General features: G+C 63.9%; 18 protein-coding genes. All 18 read right to left on the minus strand.

From position 1 onward, the window contains the following. Window positions 1–174: 174 nt before the first annotated feature. Window positions 175–927, minus strand: coding sequence for a tRNA (guanosine(37)-N1)-methyltransferase TrmD (gene trmD, locus AS26_RS11435; protein WP_062309656.1), 753 nt, complete (start codon window positions 925–927; stop codon window positions 175–177). A 22-nt stretch (window positions 928–949) separates the two neighbouring features. Continuing rightward, window positions 950–1,483 (minus strand): ribosome maturation factor RimM, encoded by a 534-nt coding sequence (rimM, locus tag AS26_RS11440; RefSeq protein WP_062309632.1) that lies wholly within the window; start codon window positions 1,481–1,483, stop codon window positions 950–952. Then, window positions 1,480–1,902, minus strand: a complete 423-nt coding sequence (locus AS26_RS11445) for a YlqD family protein (RefSeq protein ID WP_062309634.1) — start codon at window positions 1,900–1,902, stop codon at window positions 1,480–1,482. The genes rimM and AS26_RS11445 overlap by 4 nt, the downstream gene beginning before the upstream one ends. Continuing rightward, the gene (locus AS26_RS11450) at window positions 1,881–2,168 is read right to left on the minus strand and encodes a KH domain-containing protein (protein WP_062309636.1); all 288 of its coding nucleotides are present in this window, start codon (window positions 2,166–2,168) and stop codon (window positions 1,881–1,883) included. Before AS26_RS11450 ends, AS26_RS11445 begins: the two co-directional genes overlap by 22 nt. Window positions 2,169–2,209: 41 nt before the next feature. Then, entirely contained in the window at window positions 2,210–2,485 is a 276-nt protein-coding gene (rpsP, locus tag AS26_RS11455) for a 30S ribosomal protein S16 (protein ID WP_012810708.1), read from the minus strand. Between the two features lie 26 nt (window positions 2,486–2,511). Continuing rightward, window positions 2,512–3,951 (minus strand): signal recognition particle protein, encoded by a 1,440-nt coding sequence (ffh, locus tag AS26_RS11460; RefSeq protein WP_062309638.1) that lies wholly within the window; start codon window positions 3,949–3,951, stop codon window positions 2,512–2,514. Beyond that, window positions 3,929–4,339, minus strand: coding sequence for a YlxM family DNA-binding protein (gene ylxM, locus AS26_RS11465; protein ID WP_245629745.1), 411 nt, complete (start codon window positions 4,337–4,339; stop codon window positions 3,929–3,931). The genes ffh and ylxM overlap by 23 nt, the downstream gene beginning before the upstream one ends. Before the next feature lie 17 nt (window positions 4,340–4,356). Beyond that, window positions 4,357–5,277, minus strand: coding sequence for a signal recognition particle-docking protein FtsY (gene ftsY, locus AS26_RS11470; protein ID WP_062309642.1), 921 nt, complete (start codon window positions 5,275–5,277; stop codon window positions 4,357–4,359). A gap of 33 nt (window positions 5,278–5,310) precedes the next feature. Further along, entirely contained in the window at window positions 5,311–8,883 is a 3,573-nt protein-coding gene (gene smc, locus AS26_RS11475; protein ID WP_062309658.1) for a chromosome segregation protein SMC, read from the minus strand. Then, entirely contained in the window at window positions 8,864–9,589 is a 726-nt protein-coding gene (gene rnc, locus AS26_RS11480; RefSeq protein WP_062309644.1) for a ribonuclease III, read from the minus strand. The genes smc and rnc overlap by 20 nt, the downstream gene beginning before the upstream one ends. Window positions 9,590–9,705: 116 nt before the next feature. Continuing rightward, window positions 9,706–10,947, minus strand: coding sequence for a beta-ketoacyl-ACP synthase II (gene fabF, locus AS26_RS11485; protein WP_062309646.1), 1,242 nt, complete (start codon window positions 10,945–10,947; stop codon window positions 9,706–9,708). 70 nt (window positions 10,948–11,017) lie between these two features. After that, window positions 11,018–11,257 (minus strand): acyl carrier protein, encoded by a 240-nt coding sequence (gene acpP, locus AS26_RS11490; RefSeq protein ID WP_008340535.1) that lies wholly within the window; start codon window positions 11,255–11,257, stop codon window positions 11,018–11,020. 24 nt (window positions 11,258–11,281) lie between these two features. Beyond that, complete coding sequence (fabG, locus tag AS26_RS11495) at window positions 11,282–12,022, minus strand: 3-oxoacyl-[acyl-carrier-protein] reductase (RefSeq protein WP_062309648.1); 741 nt, start codon at window positions 12,020–12,022, stop codon at window positions 11,282–11,284. Further along, the gene (fabD, locus tag AS26_RS11500) at window positions 12,015–12,974 is read right to left on the minus strand and encodes an ACP S-malonyltransferase (protein ID WP_062309650.1); all 960 of its coding nucleotides are present in this window, start codon (window positions 12,972–12,974) and stop codon (window positions 12,015–12,017) included. Before fabD ends, fabG begins: the two co-directional genes overlap by 8 nt. After that, window positions 12,971–14,005 (minus strand): phosphate acyltransferase PlsX, encoded by a 1,035-nt coding sequence (plsX, locus tag AS26_RS11505; protein ID WP_062309652.1) that lies wholly within the window; start codon window positions 14,003–14,005, stop codon window positions 12,971–12,973. Before plsX ends, fabD begins: the two co-directional genes overlap by 4 nt. Then, window positions 14,002–14,673, minus strand: a complete 672-nt coding sequence (fapR, locus tag AS26_RS11510; RefSeq protein ID WP_245629744.1) for a transcription factor FapR — start codon at window positions 14,671–14,673, stop codon at window positions 14,002–14,004. The genes plsX and fapR overlap by 4 nt, the downstream gene beginning before the upstream one ends. A gap of 150 nt (window positions 14,674–14,823) precedes the next feature. Next, window positions 14,824–15,000, minus strand: a complete 177-nt coding sequence (rpmF, locus tag AS26_RS13925; protein WP_008340528.1) for a 50S ribosomal protein L32 — start codon at window positions 14,998–15,000, stop codon at window positions 14,824–14,826. 36 nt (window positions 15,001–15,036) lie between these two features. Continuing rightward, window positions 15,037–15,548: YceD family protein (locus AS26_RS11515; RefSeq protein ID WP_306303051.1), on the minus strand; the 512-nt coding region annotated here is incomplete at its 5' end.

Below are 15,548 nucleotides of genomic sequence, written 5' to 3' on the forward strand. Positions count from 1 at the left end.
AAACAAAACGAGGCCCTGACAAGCCCTACTTTCTACTCGCCAACTGTCGCGCTTGGGCTTCAGCCCTCACATGGATGCCCGACGGATCGTAAGGTATCACAGCCTCGGCAGGCGCCATCATCGGGATACAGCCTTATCTCTTGCGCCTGCTGAGGCTTTGTTCTACAGCCGCATTCACCAAACCTCGATGCCTGAAAAATCCCCAGCCGCGAAGCTCTGCAACCATTCGCGATCCCGCTCGGTCAACCGAGCATTCCGAAGAAGATCCGGACGATATTTCCACGTCCGATACAACGCGTGCTTCCTCCGCCACATCTCAATCTTCTGATGATGCCCGGACAAGAGCGTCTCCGGAACGCGCATGCCGCGAAAGTCCGCGGGCCTCGTAAACTGCGGATACTCGAGCAGGCCCGACGAGTGCGACTCTTCCTCTGCCGACGCCGCGTTGCCAAGAACCCCTGGCAAAAGCCGCGCCACGGCGTCGATGACCGCCATGGCGGCAATCTCGCCGCCCGTCAGGACGAAGTCGCCCAAGGACAATTCCTCGGTCGCGAGGCCTTGCCGGACGCGATCGTCGAACCCCTCATAGTGTCCACAGAGCAGAATCAGTCGCTCGCTCTGCGCGTACTCTTCCGCCACCGCCTGCGTAAAGCGCCGCCCGGACGGACTGAGCAGGATGACGCGCTCCTTCGGCGGGCTGCCTGAGCCCACACGCGCGCGCAGATCGTCCATCGCGGCAAAGATGGGATCGGGCTTGAGCAACATGCCGGCTCCCCCGCCGTACGGCGCATCGTCGACCGTCCGATGGCGATCCGTCGCGTACTCGCGAAAATCGATGAGCTCCACCTGGAGCGCTCCGGCGTCCTGCGCACGTTTCAGCATACTCTCGCCGAGCACGCCCGCGAACATGCCAGGAAAAAGTGTCATGACCACGACATGAAGCGCCACATCACTCGTCCTCCTCGCCGTCCCGAAGGCCAGGCAGAAGATGAACCGTCATACGGCGCGCTTCGAGGTCCACCGACAGGATGACGTCTCGAATCGCTGGAAGCAACAGATCCGGCTGCCCCGGCTTTCTGACCACGTACACATCGTTGGCACCCGGCGTCCAGACCTCGGCCAGCACGCCGAGCGGTTCGCCTTCGTCCGAGATGACCTCAAGGCCCACCAATTGGTGATAATAGTACGCCCCCTCGGGAAGCGGGTGGAGCATGTCCTCCGGGACGCACAGCTCATAGCCACGCCACGATTCGACGTCGGAAATCGCGTGATAGCCCTTGAAGCCCACAATCCACAGATTCTGGTGCTGCCGTCCGCTTCGCACCTCAAGCTCCGCCACTGGCTCGGCCCCCGGCGGACGCAACCACAGCCTCGATCCTGGCGAAAATCGCTCCTCAGGAAAGTCGGTCCTGGGATACACGCGCACCTCGCCGCGAAGGCCGTGCGGCTTGGTCACCACACCTACAGTGTAGTACGCGGTCACCCTTCGATCCGCTGCCCATTCTGGCGGAGTTCGACGACAATGCCGTCTTTGACGATAATCTCCGCGCCGAGCAACACCTTGGTCCAGTCGTCGCCAGGCTTGACATCGACCACCGTTTCGACGGTCATGTTTTGAATCTCCGTGCCAAGCTCCAACTGCTGAATCTGCTGCATCTGTCGAAACAGCTCTTCCCGCCGCTGCTCGCGAACCCGGCGCTCGTTCTCCAGCTGCTGGCGAACCTGTTGGGCGATCTCGCCGCCCTGCGCCATCGCCTGCTCGATCGCGATCTTGCCCTGCTGCTCCAACTGGTCAAGCTCGTTTTGAATTTGGTCAATTTGCCGACGCTGCTCGGCAATAATCTGCTGCTTCGCTGTTTCGGTCAAGATGAACTTGACGGCTACCGGTTGTCGAATTTGCATGACGATCTCCCCGCATCCTCGCTGAAACTGCTTTCTTGCGATCCGATGAGGACGTGGACGCGCCGGCCCTGGCGGTGCGCCGCCGCGCCCACAACGCTCCGCACAGCATGGGCGATCCGCCCCTGCCGCCCGATCACGCGACCCACGTCGTCCGGGTGCACCGTGACCCGGTACGTGGTCACGCCCCCCTCCTGACGAGCTTCCACGCGCACCTCGTCGGGGCGTGTCACCAACGACCGGAACAAGAACTCCACCAAATCCTGCACGGACCGATCACTCCGAAGGGCGGCACACGGCCGCCCGCAGATTACTTCTTCTGAAATTTCTCCTCGTGAAACTTCTTCAGGATGCCCTGCAGGTGAAACAGATAGCGGACGCGATCGGACGGCTGCGCCCCCGTGCGAAGCCAATGAAGCGCGCGCTCCTCGTCAATCCGGATTTCGGCCGGATCCGTCAGCGGATTGTACGTCCCAATCTCTTCTACAAAACGACCGTCGCGCGGCGAACGAGCCTCAGCCACCACCACGCGATAGAACGGGCGCTTCTTGGCACCCATCCTCTTCAAGCGAATCCTCAACGCCATGAGAATCTCGACCTCCTCAATCCATTTCACTTCTTCTTTTTCTTGCGATGGACGCGTTCGCGCGGCGGCCCCGCATCGGCTCCCCCGAACGAGGGCAATCCAGGCCCTGTGAGTCCGGGGACGCCGCCCATGGCCCGAAGCGCGTTCATCGCTTGGCGACGACCCACGCGCTTGCCGCCGCCCGTCAGGCGCTTCATCATTTCGCGCACCTGTTCAAACTGGTTGATCAACTGGTTCACGTCGCGCACCGTGGTACCACTGCCGTTGGCAATGCGGCGGCGCCGGCTGGCATTCAAAATACCGGGATCCCGACGTTCCTCGGGGGTCATGGACGAGATGATGGCTTCCAGCCGACGAAAGCGGCGATCGTTCAGATCGAGATTTTCCAAGCCCTTCACCCGGTTCATTCCCGGCAGCATCTTGAGAATTTGATCGAGCGGGCCGAGATTCCGCACCTGGCGGAACATCTCCTGAAAGTCGTCGAGCGTGAAGTTCGCGGAGCGCATCCGCGCCTCCATCTCTTTCGCCTTCTCCAGGTCGATGCGCTCTTGCGCCCGTTCGATCAAACTCAAGACGTCGCCCATCCCCAGAATGCGCGACGCCATGCGCTCCGGGTGAAACGGCTCGAGCGGCTCGATCTTCTCCCCCACGCCCACGAACTTGATGGGGCAACCCGTCACCGCGCGAACGGTCAGCGCGGCACCGCCGCGCGCATCGCCATCCAGCTTGGTGAGGATGACGCCGGTGACCTCCAAGCGCGCGTGGAACGCTTCTGCTACGTGGACCGCGTCCTGGCCTGTCATGGCGTCGACCACGAGGAGGATCTCCTGCGGTTGAAGCACCTTCTTCATGGACTCCAATTCGGCCATGAGCGCGTCGTCGATGTGCAAGCGCCCTGCGGTGTCCACGATGACGATGTCCGCGCCGCGCCGCGCCGCGTCCCCGAGGCCCGCCTCGGCGATCTCGACGGCTCCCGCCCCGTCCAACGAGAAGACGGGCACGTCGATCTGCGCACCCAACACCTTCAGCTGATCGACAGCCGCAGGGCGATAGACATCGGCCGCCACGAGCAGCGGCCGATGGTTCTGCTGGCGGAAAGCGAGCGCAAGTTTCGCCGCGGTGGTCGTCTTGCCGGCGCCCTGAAGGCCCACGAGCATCACGACGGTAGGAGGCTTCGGCGCCATGCGGATGCGAGCCTGCGATCCGCCCATGAGCTCCGTCAGTTCCTCATAGACGATCTTCACGACCTGCTGGCCGGGCGTCAGGCTCTTCAATACGTCCTGCCCAACCGCGCGGGCGCGCACGCGATCGACGAAATCTCGCACGACCTTCACGTTGACGTCCGCCGCGAGAAGCGCGCGGCGAATTTCACGCATCGCCTCGTCGACATCGGCCTCGGTCAAACGTCCGCGCCCGCGCAGGCGCTGGAAGACCGCCTGCAGGTTATTCGAAAGGCTTTCGAACATCCGCATCACCTCCCAGCAGAATCGACACCGTGGCGCCCATGGCACGCATGGCCTCGTCCATGCGCCGCCTCACCTCTTCGGGCACGTAAGCGGCTGCCTCGCGCCACGCGCACACCATTTTCTCCCATGCCTTTCGCTCGGCTTGCGCGAGTTCCCGGAGGTGCAGCGCCGACTCATACGACTCGAGTTGATCTTCGACACGGCGAAGCTGATCGTGAACCGCCTGCCGGCTGATGGACAACATCTCGGCGATCTCGCCGAGCGACATATCCTCGAAGTGGTAGAGCTCGACAATCTGCCGCTGGCGCTCCGTGAGAAGCGGCTCGTAAAAGGCGTACAGATCGCCCACGCGCGTGACGTCTCTCATACTATCGGGGTTTTCAGCCACTGTCAAGCAAATCTCCTTTACACCCGTGTCTCCGGTCGGCAGATAGCCTCGGCAAACATCCGCGGATCGAACGGCTGGAGATCGTCCATCCCTTCTCCAAGCCCAATCCACTTGACCGGGATGCCCTCCTCCCGGACAATCGGGAAGACAATCCCGCCCTTGGCGGTGCCGTCGAGCTTCGTCACCACGATGCCCGTCACGCGGACGACCTCCTTGAACACGCGCGCCTGCACGAGGCCATTCTGCCCCGTGGTTCCATCGATGACCAGAAGCACCTCGTGTGGCGCCCCCGGGAGTTCTCGCTCCGCGACCTTGCGGATCTTGGCGAGCTCGTTCATCAGGTGCGCCTTGTTTTGGAGCCGTCCCGCGGTGTCGCAGATGACGAGATCGCACCGCCGGGCCTTGGCTGCCTGAATGGCGTCGTACACCACAGCGGCAGGATCCGAGCCCTGTGCTTGACGCACCACGTCGACCCCGACGCGCTCGCCCCACACCATGAGCTGTTCGATGGCCGCTGCCCGGAACGTGTCGGCCGCCGCGAGGATCACCCGCTTGCCCTGGCTCTTGTACGCGTGTGCGAGCTTGCCAATCGTGGTCGTCTTCCCGGCGCCGTTCACCCCGACCACCAATACCACCGTGGGCCCATCCGGATTCTCCACCATCGGCGCAGGCGGCCCCAAGAGCTCCACCATGACGTCCACCATCACGTCAGGAAGATCTTCCGCCCGTTCAATGCGCCTCCTGCGGGCCTCGCGACGAATGGCTTCCACCAACTCCGCCGCAGTGTCCACGCCGACGTCGGAGAGGATGAGCGTCTCCTCCATCTCGTCGAACACGGAATCGTCCAGCTTGCGGCCGCGAAACACCGACAACAACCGATCGGCCATCGCCGCGCGCGATTTCTCAAGTCCTTTTCGAAATCGATCGAAGAGCCCCAACGCCTTATCTCCCTTCGCCAAACCTCGTCCGCGTTATGCCGTTTCGTAGTCCATCTCGTCGCTCAATCGCACGCTCACGAGCGACGAGACACCGCGCTCGGGCATCGTCACGCCGTACAGCGCATCGGCCTCCTCCATCGTACCGCGCCTGTGCGTGATCACGATGAACTGCGTGTCTGCGGCCAGCACACGCAGCTCGTGAGCGAAGCGGGCCACATTCGCCTCGTCGAGGGCCGCCTCGACCTCGTCCAGGACGCAGAACGGAACGGGCCGGACGCGCAGGATGGCAAACAGCAGCGCCATGGCCGTCAGCGCGCGCTCTCCACCCGAGAGGAGGTTCAGATTCTGCAGCTTTTTCCCCGGCGGTTTCGCCACCACTTCGATGCCCGTGGTCAACGGATCCGCCGGGTTGGTCAGCACCAAGTCGGCCTCCCCGCCCTGAAACAGGCTGTGAAACGCCTTGCCGAACTCCACGCGAATCTGCTGAAACGTCTCCATGAACCGCGCTGCCATTTCCTGATCGATCTCGTCGATCAGCTGCTCCAGTTGCTCGCGGGCGGCGACGAGATCGTCCCGCTGCTCCGTCAGAAAGCGGACGCGTTCCGACAGCCGCTCGTGCTCCTCGATGGCGCCAAGATTGACGTCGCCGAGGGCAGCCCGCTCCCGGCGAAGCGACTCCAGCCGCCGTTCCGTCTCCGCCACAGTGCCCTGCAGGGGATAGCGCTCCTTGGCCCACTCATACGTCATGCCGAATTGCTCGCCCATCTTGGCGAGCGCATGGGAAAGATCGGCGTCGGCGCGCTCCAAGGCGACGAGCGCCCGCTGGAGAGCGGCCTCTTGCTCCTCGGCTGCCCGCCGCTTCCGCCGCACCTCCTCCTCGAGCTCGCGCACTTCGACGTCGAGCTCCTGTCGCGCTTGACGCGCTGCGGCCAGCGTTTGTTCGAGTGCGGAGAGCTCTTCCGCCAGGCGCAAGGCTTCGGCGCGCTCCGATTCCCGCGCGGCCGCGAGGCGCCTCGCCTCCTGCTCGTCGTGGGCCTCGTCCTTGCTAATCTCCGCCTGAGCGCGCTCCAATCGAGCCTTGCGCTCGCGGAGCTCTTCCATGCGCTGCGCCAGATTCTCCCGTTCCTGCTCGAGCGTCGCCACCTCAATGCGAAGGCCCGTGAGCCGCTCTTTCGCCTCCGCGAGCTCCGACTCCAACGCCGCGAGGCGATCCCGGCGGTCCGCAATCGACGCCGTGATCCGCGCCACCTCGTCCTCTGCGGCCATGAGCAGCTCGCGAACCTCCGTTCGGCGCCGTTCAATCTCCGAACGGTCCGCAGCAAGCTCTTCGCGCTCCCAGTCCAACGCTTCCATGCGTTCGGCCAGCGCCTTGAGCTGAAACTCCGCCTGCCGATCTTCGTCCTCGAGCTGCTTCAGCTGCCCTAGGCGCACCGCGCGCTCCGCCTCGAGCCGCTCCCGCTCCTGGCCAAGCTCCACGACGCGCGCTCGAAGCTCCTGCTGGCGCGTGCGCAAGCGCGACCGCTCCGCCTCGAGCGCCTGGAGCCGCTTCTCCAGGTCTTCGCGCTCGCGCTGGCGGCCCAAAAGCCCCGGCCCCTTGCGGTTCACGTGGCCGCCGGTCATCAGACCGCCCGGCGCGATGACGTCGCCCTCCAGCGTTACCACGCGGAAACGGTGATTCAGCGCTCGCGCGATGCGGCTCGCGCACTCCAGGTCGGTCGCGATGACCACGTTGCCCAGCAGGTGTTCGATCGCGTGGCGGAAGCGATCGTCGAAGGAGACGAGATCGCAGGCGAGTCCCAGAAACCCCGCCTCATGAGCCGCGCGGGACACGAGCCCTTGCTCCATGCGCCTGGAACGGACGACGTCAAGCGGAATGAACGTGGCCCGGCCGCCTTGACGCGATTTCAACAGGCGGATGGCGTCCATCGCGTCCTGCTCCGTCTCCACGATCACGTTCTGCAGCGCGCCGCCGAGCGCCGTCTCCACCGCCAGCTCGTACGTCCGATCCACGCGAATCAGCTCGGCCACCGAGCCACACACGCCGTTCAATGCCCCGCGCCTGGCCTGCTGCAGCACCATGCGCACGCCGTGGGCGTAGCCGTCGTACCCCGCCTCCAGATCGCGCAGCAGTTCCAGGCGGCTCGACAGCCCCTGCGCGTCCGCCTGCAAGCGGTGCCACGCGGATACGGCCTGCGCCTCCTCGGACGCGGCCTGCTCCCGCATCGCCTCCAACGCCGCCAACTGCTGCTCGAGTTCCGCCAGCGCCCGCTTCGTGTCCTCGGCCTGCGCTTTGCGCGCCTGCCGTGCCGCCTCGATGCGGTCCCGCTCCGCCTCAAGCCGCGCCCCCTCTTCCTCAAAGCGCTCGTGGCGCAGCGTGCCCGCCTGGAGCTTCTCCTCAAGCGTCTTCCACTCGTTGCGAAGCGCGGCTGCGCGATGATTGACATCGATGAGTTCCCCGCTCAAACGGTCGATCTCGTCCGCCAACTCGAGGCGCCTCGCATCGTCCGCCCGCTTGTGCGCGTCCTCGAGCAGCTGTTGTCGCTCCCCGAGTGCCGCGGCGGCCTCCGCCTCTGCCCGCGCGGCCGCCTCCACGGCGGCTTCCAGTTCGGCGAGATCGCGCGCCAATTCCTCCCTGCGCCGGCGCCGGTCCTCCGCGCGCTGCGCGAGCGCCGCCAGTCGCTCCTCCGCAAGCGCCAGCGACCCCTCGGCCTTTTGCCGAGCTTCAATCACATCCACGTACTGCTGCTGCAGCGACTCGAGCCTGGCCGCGGCCTCGGCAAGCGCCTGCCGCCGCGCGCGCCACGCCTCCTCGCCTTCGCGCAACCGATCCTGTGCCTCGTTTCGCGCGGCCTCCTCGCGAGCCACCTGCAGCTTCAGCTGCTCGTACCGCTCGTGCAGGCGGTCGATCTCGACGACGAGCAGCGCAATCTCGGTCTCCTCGATCTCGTCCGACAGTGCCTGGTACCGCTCCGCAATCCGCCGCGCCTCCGCGAGCGGGCCGAGCTGCGCCTCGAGTTCCGCCAGGATGTCGTCGACGCGCACCAGGTTTGCGGCCGTCTCCTCCAGCTTTCGCTCGGCCTCTTTGCGCCGATGTTTGAACTTGACGATCCCGGCCGCGTCCTCGAACGGCCCGCGGCGGTCCTCCGGCCTTGTGGACAGCATCTCCTCAATCTTGCCCTGCCCGATGATGGAATACGCCTCGCGGCCGAGCCCCGTGTCCATGAACAGCTCGTGGATATCCTTCAGTCGACAAGGCTGGCGGTTGATCCAATATTCGCTCTCGCCGGATCGGAACGCGCGCCTGGTGATGGTCACCTCTTCGAACGCCACGGGCAGGTGATGGTCCGTGTTGTCGAGCGTGATCGACACTTCACAGAAATTGGTGGCCTTGCGCAACTCGCTGCCCGCAAAAATGACGTCCTCCATCTTGCTGCCCCGCAGATTTCGGACGCTCTGCTCGCCCAAGACCCAGCGGAGCGCGTCGGCGATGTTGCTCTTGCCGCTTCCGTTCGGCCCCACAATGGCCGTGATGCCCGGAGAAAGGACCAGCTGCGTCTTGTCGGCGAACGACTTGAACCCGAGGATGTCAATCTGTTTCAGATACACCACGGACACGCTCCTCTGAGCGTTCTTCGGACAGCGAGGCCAAGGCCATGGCCGCAGCCTGCTGCTCGGCTTCCTTCTTGGAACGGCCAATTCCCACGCCGCGAACCTCACCGCCGAGCTCCACTTGCACCACAAACTCGCGCGCATGGGCAGGCCCGCGCTCTTCCACGATGACGTACCGCACGGGCGCCTGGTGGCGCTGTTGCACCAACTCCTGCAGCGCCGTCTTGTAGTCGAGACCGGCTGACACGTCGGGGAGATACGGCACCATGTGCGTGTGGAGGAACTGCCGCACGGCCTCCAGCCCCTGGTCGAGGTACAGCGCCCCGAGGAACGCTTCGAACACGTCGGCCAAAAGGGCCGGGCGAGATCGCCCGCCGCTGCGCTCCTCGCCCCGGCCGAGTCGGATGTACTGGTCGAACGACAGCCGCTTGGCAAAACGCACGAGCGACGCCTCGCAGACGATGGCGGCGCGCATGCGCGTGAGCTCGCCCTCGGGCATCTTGGGGTACGTACGGTATAAAAAGTCGCTCACGACAAGCTCGAGCACGGCGTCTCCCAAAAACTCGAGGCGCTCGTTGTCCTCGACGTGCAGTTTGCGATGCTCATTGCGGTAGGAGGCGTGCGTGAACGCCTGCTTGAGAAGGTTCACATCCTTGAACTGAAGATTCAGCAACTCCTGGAGTTCAAGCCACTTGCTCTGCAATCCATTCCTCTCCCCCTTGGGGGCTTTGAGGCGCCGTCTCGCGCCCGAGACGGTCCCTCAAAGCCCTCATGGTAAAAAGCCCCCGGACAGGCCAGGGGCTTCTCTCTCACGCGGACTCACGGCTCGTACTTGCGGAAGACCAAGCACGCGTTGTGTCCGCCGAAACCGAATGAGTTCGAGAGCACCACGTTGACGTCGGCCCGTCGGGCCTCATTGGGAACGTAGTCGAGATCGCAGTCTGGATCCGGCGTCTCGTAGTTGATGGTCGGCGGGATCACGCCGTCGACCAGCGTCATCACGCACGCCACGGCCTCCACGCCGCCCGCCGCGCCGAGGAGATGGCCAGTCATCGATTTGATGGAGCTCATCGCGAGCTTGTAGGCGTGATCGCCAAACAAGCGCTTCACGGCGTACGTCTCGATGCGGTCGTTGTACTCGGTGCTCGTCCCATGCGCGTTGATGTAGTCGACGTCCGTCGGCGCGAGCCCGGCGTCCTCGAGCGCGGCCTTCATCGCCCGATACGCGCCGTCGCCCTCCGGGTCCGGCGCCGTGACATGGTAGGCATCGCCGGACATGCCATAGCCGCAGATCTCGGCCAAAATGGTAGCGCCGCGCGCCAAAGCGTGATCCAGTTCTTCGAGAACGAGGATACCGGCGCCTTCGCCCATCACGAAGCCGTCGCGATCCTTGTCGAACGGCCGGCTGGCGCGCTCGGGTTCATCGTTGCGTGTGGACAAGGCCTTCATGTTGCAGAAGCCGGCCAGCGCGAGATCCACCACCGCGGCCTCAGCGCCGCCCGCAATCATCACATCGGCCGCACCGCGCTGGATGATCTTATACGCATCGCCGATCGCGTGCGACCCGGTCGCACACGCGGATACGGGGGAGCTGTTCGGGCCACGCACGCCGAATTCGATCGAGACTTGTCCAGAAGCCATATCGCTGATCATCATCGGCACGAGAAACGGGCTCACGCGCTTCGGCCCGCGCTCGATGAGGGTCCGGTAGTTCGACAGCGTCGTGCTGATGCCGCCGATGCCGGAACCGATGTACACGCCAATTCGATCCCGGTTTTCATCCGTCACCTCGAGCTTGGACTGAAGCATTGCCTCGTACGCCGCGTACAGGGCGTACTGCGTGAACAGGTCCATATGCCGAAGTTCCTTCTTATCGATATAGCGCTCTGGGTCAAAGTCGTCCACCAAGCCGGCGATTTTACATGGGTATTCGGAGGTGTCGAACCGATCGATCTCGCGAACACCCGATCTTCCCGACAGCAGGCTGTCCCAGAACGCAGGGACGCTGTTGCCGACCGGCGAGACGACCCCAAGCCCCGTCACCACCACGCGTCGTGCCATGGATTCACCCCCCTACATAGCATAAAGCCCCGGCTCGCGCACGGGGACTATGCTAGCCAGATTTCGCACGTCATCCCTGGTGCTGCTCGATGTATGTAACCACATCGCCGACCGTGCTGATTTTTTCAGCATCCTCATCGGAGATCTCCATATCGAATTCGTCTTCCAGCTCCATGATGAGTTCGACGATATCCAGCGAGTCCGCACCGAGATCGTCCTTGAACGTCGCGTCCAAAGTCACCTTATCCTCATCGACATTCAGCCGATCCACAATGATCTTCTTCACGCGTTCAAACACGTCGTTTGCCATCGTCTCACCTCCTTTTGCAGTATACTACATGGCCATGCCGCCGTCGACAGCGACCACTTGGCCCGTGATGTAACGGGCTTTCTCCGACGTCAGGAAGGCGACCGCGTACGCCACCTCGTCGGCCCGCCCCGTCCGCCCGAGCGGGATATGCGCCAAGAGGTCCTGCGTCCGGTCCTCGCCCAACTCGCGCGTCATGTCGGTGTCGATGTAGCCTGGGGCGACGGCATTGACCGTGATGTTGCGAGGGGCGAGCTCTTTTGCGGTGGCCTTGGTGAGGCCGACGAGCCCCGCCTTCGCCGCCGCATAATTGGCTTGACCCGCGTTACCCATGAGCCCCACGACGGAGGTGATGTTCACGATGGCCCCCCATCTCGCCCTCATCATGGGCCGCGCAACCTCGCGAATCAAATAAAACGCGCCGCGCAGGTTCGTGTCAAGCACCTGGTTAAAGTCGTCATCGCTCATCCTGACCAAAAGCCCGTCCCGCGTGATGCCCGCGTTGTTCACCAGGATGTCGATCCGGCCCATAGCCGCCAATCCCTCTGCCACGAGCCGCTTCGCCTCGTCGGGCTTGGAAACGTCCGCCTGAATCGCGACGGCGCGGCGGCCCATCTCCTCGATGGCACGAACGACCTCCGCCGCGAGATCTGCTCCACTGCGATAGTTCACGATCACGTCGCGCCCCGCAGCCGCGAGTTCGAGCGCAATCGCCCTTCCGATGCCGCGCGACGCGCCCGTGACAAGCGCTACCCGAGTCTCACTCACCGTCTCCACCTCCGCGCGTCAACAGCGCGCACACCTGATCCAAGGTCGCGGGATCTTCCGCGTGGGCGGTCTCGAGCGACTTATCGATTTTGCGCACGAGCCCGCTCAGCACCGTGCCGGGCCCCAGTTCCACCACGGCCTCCACGCCGAGGCGCTTCATCGTCAGCACGCAATCCACGAACCGCACGGGCATGACGAGTTGTTTCTTCAGCGCGTCGCGCAGATCCGACGCCATCCGCCGCGGGTGCCCGTCCACGTTCGCCACCACGGGCGTCTCTGCGTCCTGAAACTCAACCTCGTCGAGGAGTTGCCCCAGTCGGTCTGCGGCAGGCTGCATCAGGCTTGAGTGAAACGGGCCGCTCACGTTCAGCGGCATGACCCGGCGCGCACCCGCTTCCTTTGCCAGCTCGGACGCGCGTTCCACCGCTGCCTTGGCGCCTGAAATCACGATTTGCCCCGGGCAGTTCACGTTCGCCAGTTCGACCGTCTCACCCGTTTCTTCGCTCGCGCGCTTGCAAACGTCTCGGAGCGGCTCCTCATCCAGTCCCAGCACCGCCGCCATGGTGCCCTGACCGGCAGGGTACGCCTCGTCCATCAGCTTGCCGCGCTCATGCACGAGCTTCACCGCGTCCGAGAAGGAGAGGCTTTTCGCTGCGACGAGCGCCGAGTATTCGCCGAGGCTGTGACCGGCCACCGCGAGGGGTTGAATATCGACGCGATCGACCAGCGCACGCCATACAGCGACGCTCACGGTCAGGAGGGCCGGCTGCGTGTAATAGGTGAGGCGAAGGGTGTCTTCGGGCCCCTCGAGAATGATCTCCGACAGTTTCATGCCGAGCGCCTCGTCAGCTTCCTCGAGAAGCGCGCGCGCCACAGGATACTCATCGAAGATGGCGCGCCCCATGCCGACGTATTGGGCGCCTTGTCCTGGAAACACGAATGCGACGTTCATCTTCGACCCTCTCCGAGTTCGGAATTTGGCACGGACACGTGCCGCTCACCCATGGCGACCGTCAGCTTGTGCAACAGATCGTTCGCGATGAACTTGCGGGCCTGGGTGATGGCCATGAACCACGCCCGCGCGTTGCTGCTGCCGTGGGCTTTGAAGCACCCGCCGTTTACGCCGAGGAACGGTGCACCGCCATGCTCGGCCCAGTCGTACCGAGCGCGCATTTGGCGCAGACGCTTCCCCACGAGGAGCGCCGCGAGTCTGCCGCTCATCGTCTGAGTCAAGACCGTGCGGATATCGGAAAAAAGGCCGAGTCCAATGCCCTCCGCCAACTTCAACACGACGTTGCCCACGAACCCGTCGCAGACCACGACGTCGGCGCACCCCGCCATCATCTCGCGCGCCTCGATGTTGCCGATAAAGTTCAACGGGGACTGAGACAGAAGCCCGAACGCATGTTTGACGACGGCGTTGCCTTTCGAATCCTCGGTGCCCACGTTCAAGAGCGCGATGCGAGGCTTCTCGATGTCCAACACGTGACGCACGTAAGCATCCGCCATGTACGCGTAGCTCAACAAGTTTTCCGCCGAAGCATCCATCGTCGCACCCGCGTCCAGCAACAGCACCCCGCGTCCGTCAAAGGTAGGCAAGATGGGAGCGAGCGCCGGCCGCTCCACTCCGGGCAAGCGCCCGATGATGAGCGTTCCCGCCGCCATGATGGCTCCCGTGTTGCCCGCCGAGACCATGACGTCCGCCTCTTTGTTCGCCACCATCGTGGCCGCCATGACGAGCGACGAGTTCGGCTTTCGCCGCACGGCCCTGACGGGCTCCTCGTCCCCCGCAATCACCACATCGGTGTGGCGCACCTCGACATTGTCGGGCAGCCTCGCCCCTCCCAGCTCCCGAATCCGCGCCTCGTCGCCAATCACGACGAACTTCGTGTCGGTGTACTGAGTCGCAGCCTGGCACAGCGCTTCCATCGGGGCCTCCGGAGCGTAGTCGCCGCCCATCGCGTCCACGGCCATCGTGATCACTCGGTTTCCCCCTCGTTCATCGACTGCACCCCAGCGTGGGAAGGATCTTTGTACACCCAGATCACACCTTCCACCACGGTATCGTGGCCCACATGGCTCACGGCCCTGCAGCGCACGATCCCGCCGTGTTCTCCGATCACGTCGACTCTTGCCCGCACCGTCTCCCCCAAGCGCACGGGGCGCAGAAAGCGCAGCTCCGTCTTGGCCGTCACTGCGAAGTCCGCGTCCATCACCGCGACGGCGAGGGAATTGATTTGCGCAAAGAGGACGTGGCCGCGCACGATCTGCGTGCGCTTGAACACGTGATTTATCTGAATCGTCAACTCCGATTCGGCGTGACGGTTCAACTCGAGCTTCGTGAGACGCCCGATGAGATCCTGCTCGTCGAGCGAACGCACCTGATCCTGCCGATCCGAGGCCATCCGCCGGATGCGTTCGCGCACCTCAGGAATGTGCAGCGCGCTGCGATCCAGCCGAATCGTCGCGACGCTCACGCCGAACTTTTCCGCCAGCTGTTCGTCGGTCGCAAACGGATTCTGTTCCAGGAGTGCCACAAGCGCATACCGGCGCTCCGATTTTTTCAGCGCAGATACCCTCTTTCGACCCATCACGTTGCGGTTGTCCATGCCTCTTTCCCCCGGCGCCGCCGCGCCGAGACCAACTTCCACGGAGTACACCTCATCATCATACCGAGAATGGGCGCATCCGTCCATGTTGCAACCCGTCGAATGCGAGCGGCCTTCGTCGGATGATGCGAAAAGAGGCTGTCCACACCCGCGGTTCCCTGCGCGGTGAAGGACAGCCTCTAGACCTTTCGCTCACTTGACCGACAGAACGACTCGCCCTTTGTACGTACCGCAGCTCGTGCACGCATGATGCGGAAGCTTATATTCACCACACTGGGGACAGGTGACCAGCGTCGGCTGCTCCAGCTTGAAGTGCGTACGGCGCTTGCGCTTCCTCGTCTTCGACACCCGGTGTTGTTGGACCGCCACAGAACCCACCCCCTTTTCCGCGTACCGCGCACTATCTTACTCCGAACCATGGTCGGAAAGCAAGCCCTTCAACGCCTCCAGCCTGGGATCGATGGGCCGCAGGTCGCAGGAACACGGCTCCACGTTGCGATCTCGCCCGCAGACCGGACACAAACCCAGACACGTCTCTTTGCAGAGCGGGCGGTTGTCGATGGCGAGAAAAATAGCCTGCTCCAGTTCCGGCGTGACATCCACCGTCTCGTCCCCGACAAATCGCACCTCGTCCTCGGCCTTTTGCTCGTCGGTCGTGTATCGCTCATGGAACGGCGCGCTCAGCGGGCGCGCAAACTCCGCGAGGCAGCGGGAACACACATAGTGAACCACGGTGTCCAATTCACCGCGCACGATCACGTACGGATGGTGATAGGTCGCGTGCAGGCGGACGCTGACGTCGTCCACCGATTCGATATCCACCACTTCCCGAGCGATGCGCGGCAGCGACACGGTCTCGGCGAGATCGATCTCGCCCTCCTCTTTCAGTCGTTCCACGTCGATGTTCATCTCCTGAG

Source organism: Alicyclobacillus sendaiensis NBRC 100866 (assembly GCF_001552675.1).
In the GTDB taxonomy this organism is placed as follows: domain Bacteria; phylum Bacillota; class Bacilli; order Alicyclobacillales; family Alicyclobacillaceae; genus Alicyclobacillus; species Alicyclobacillus sendaiensis.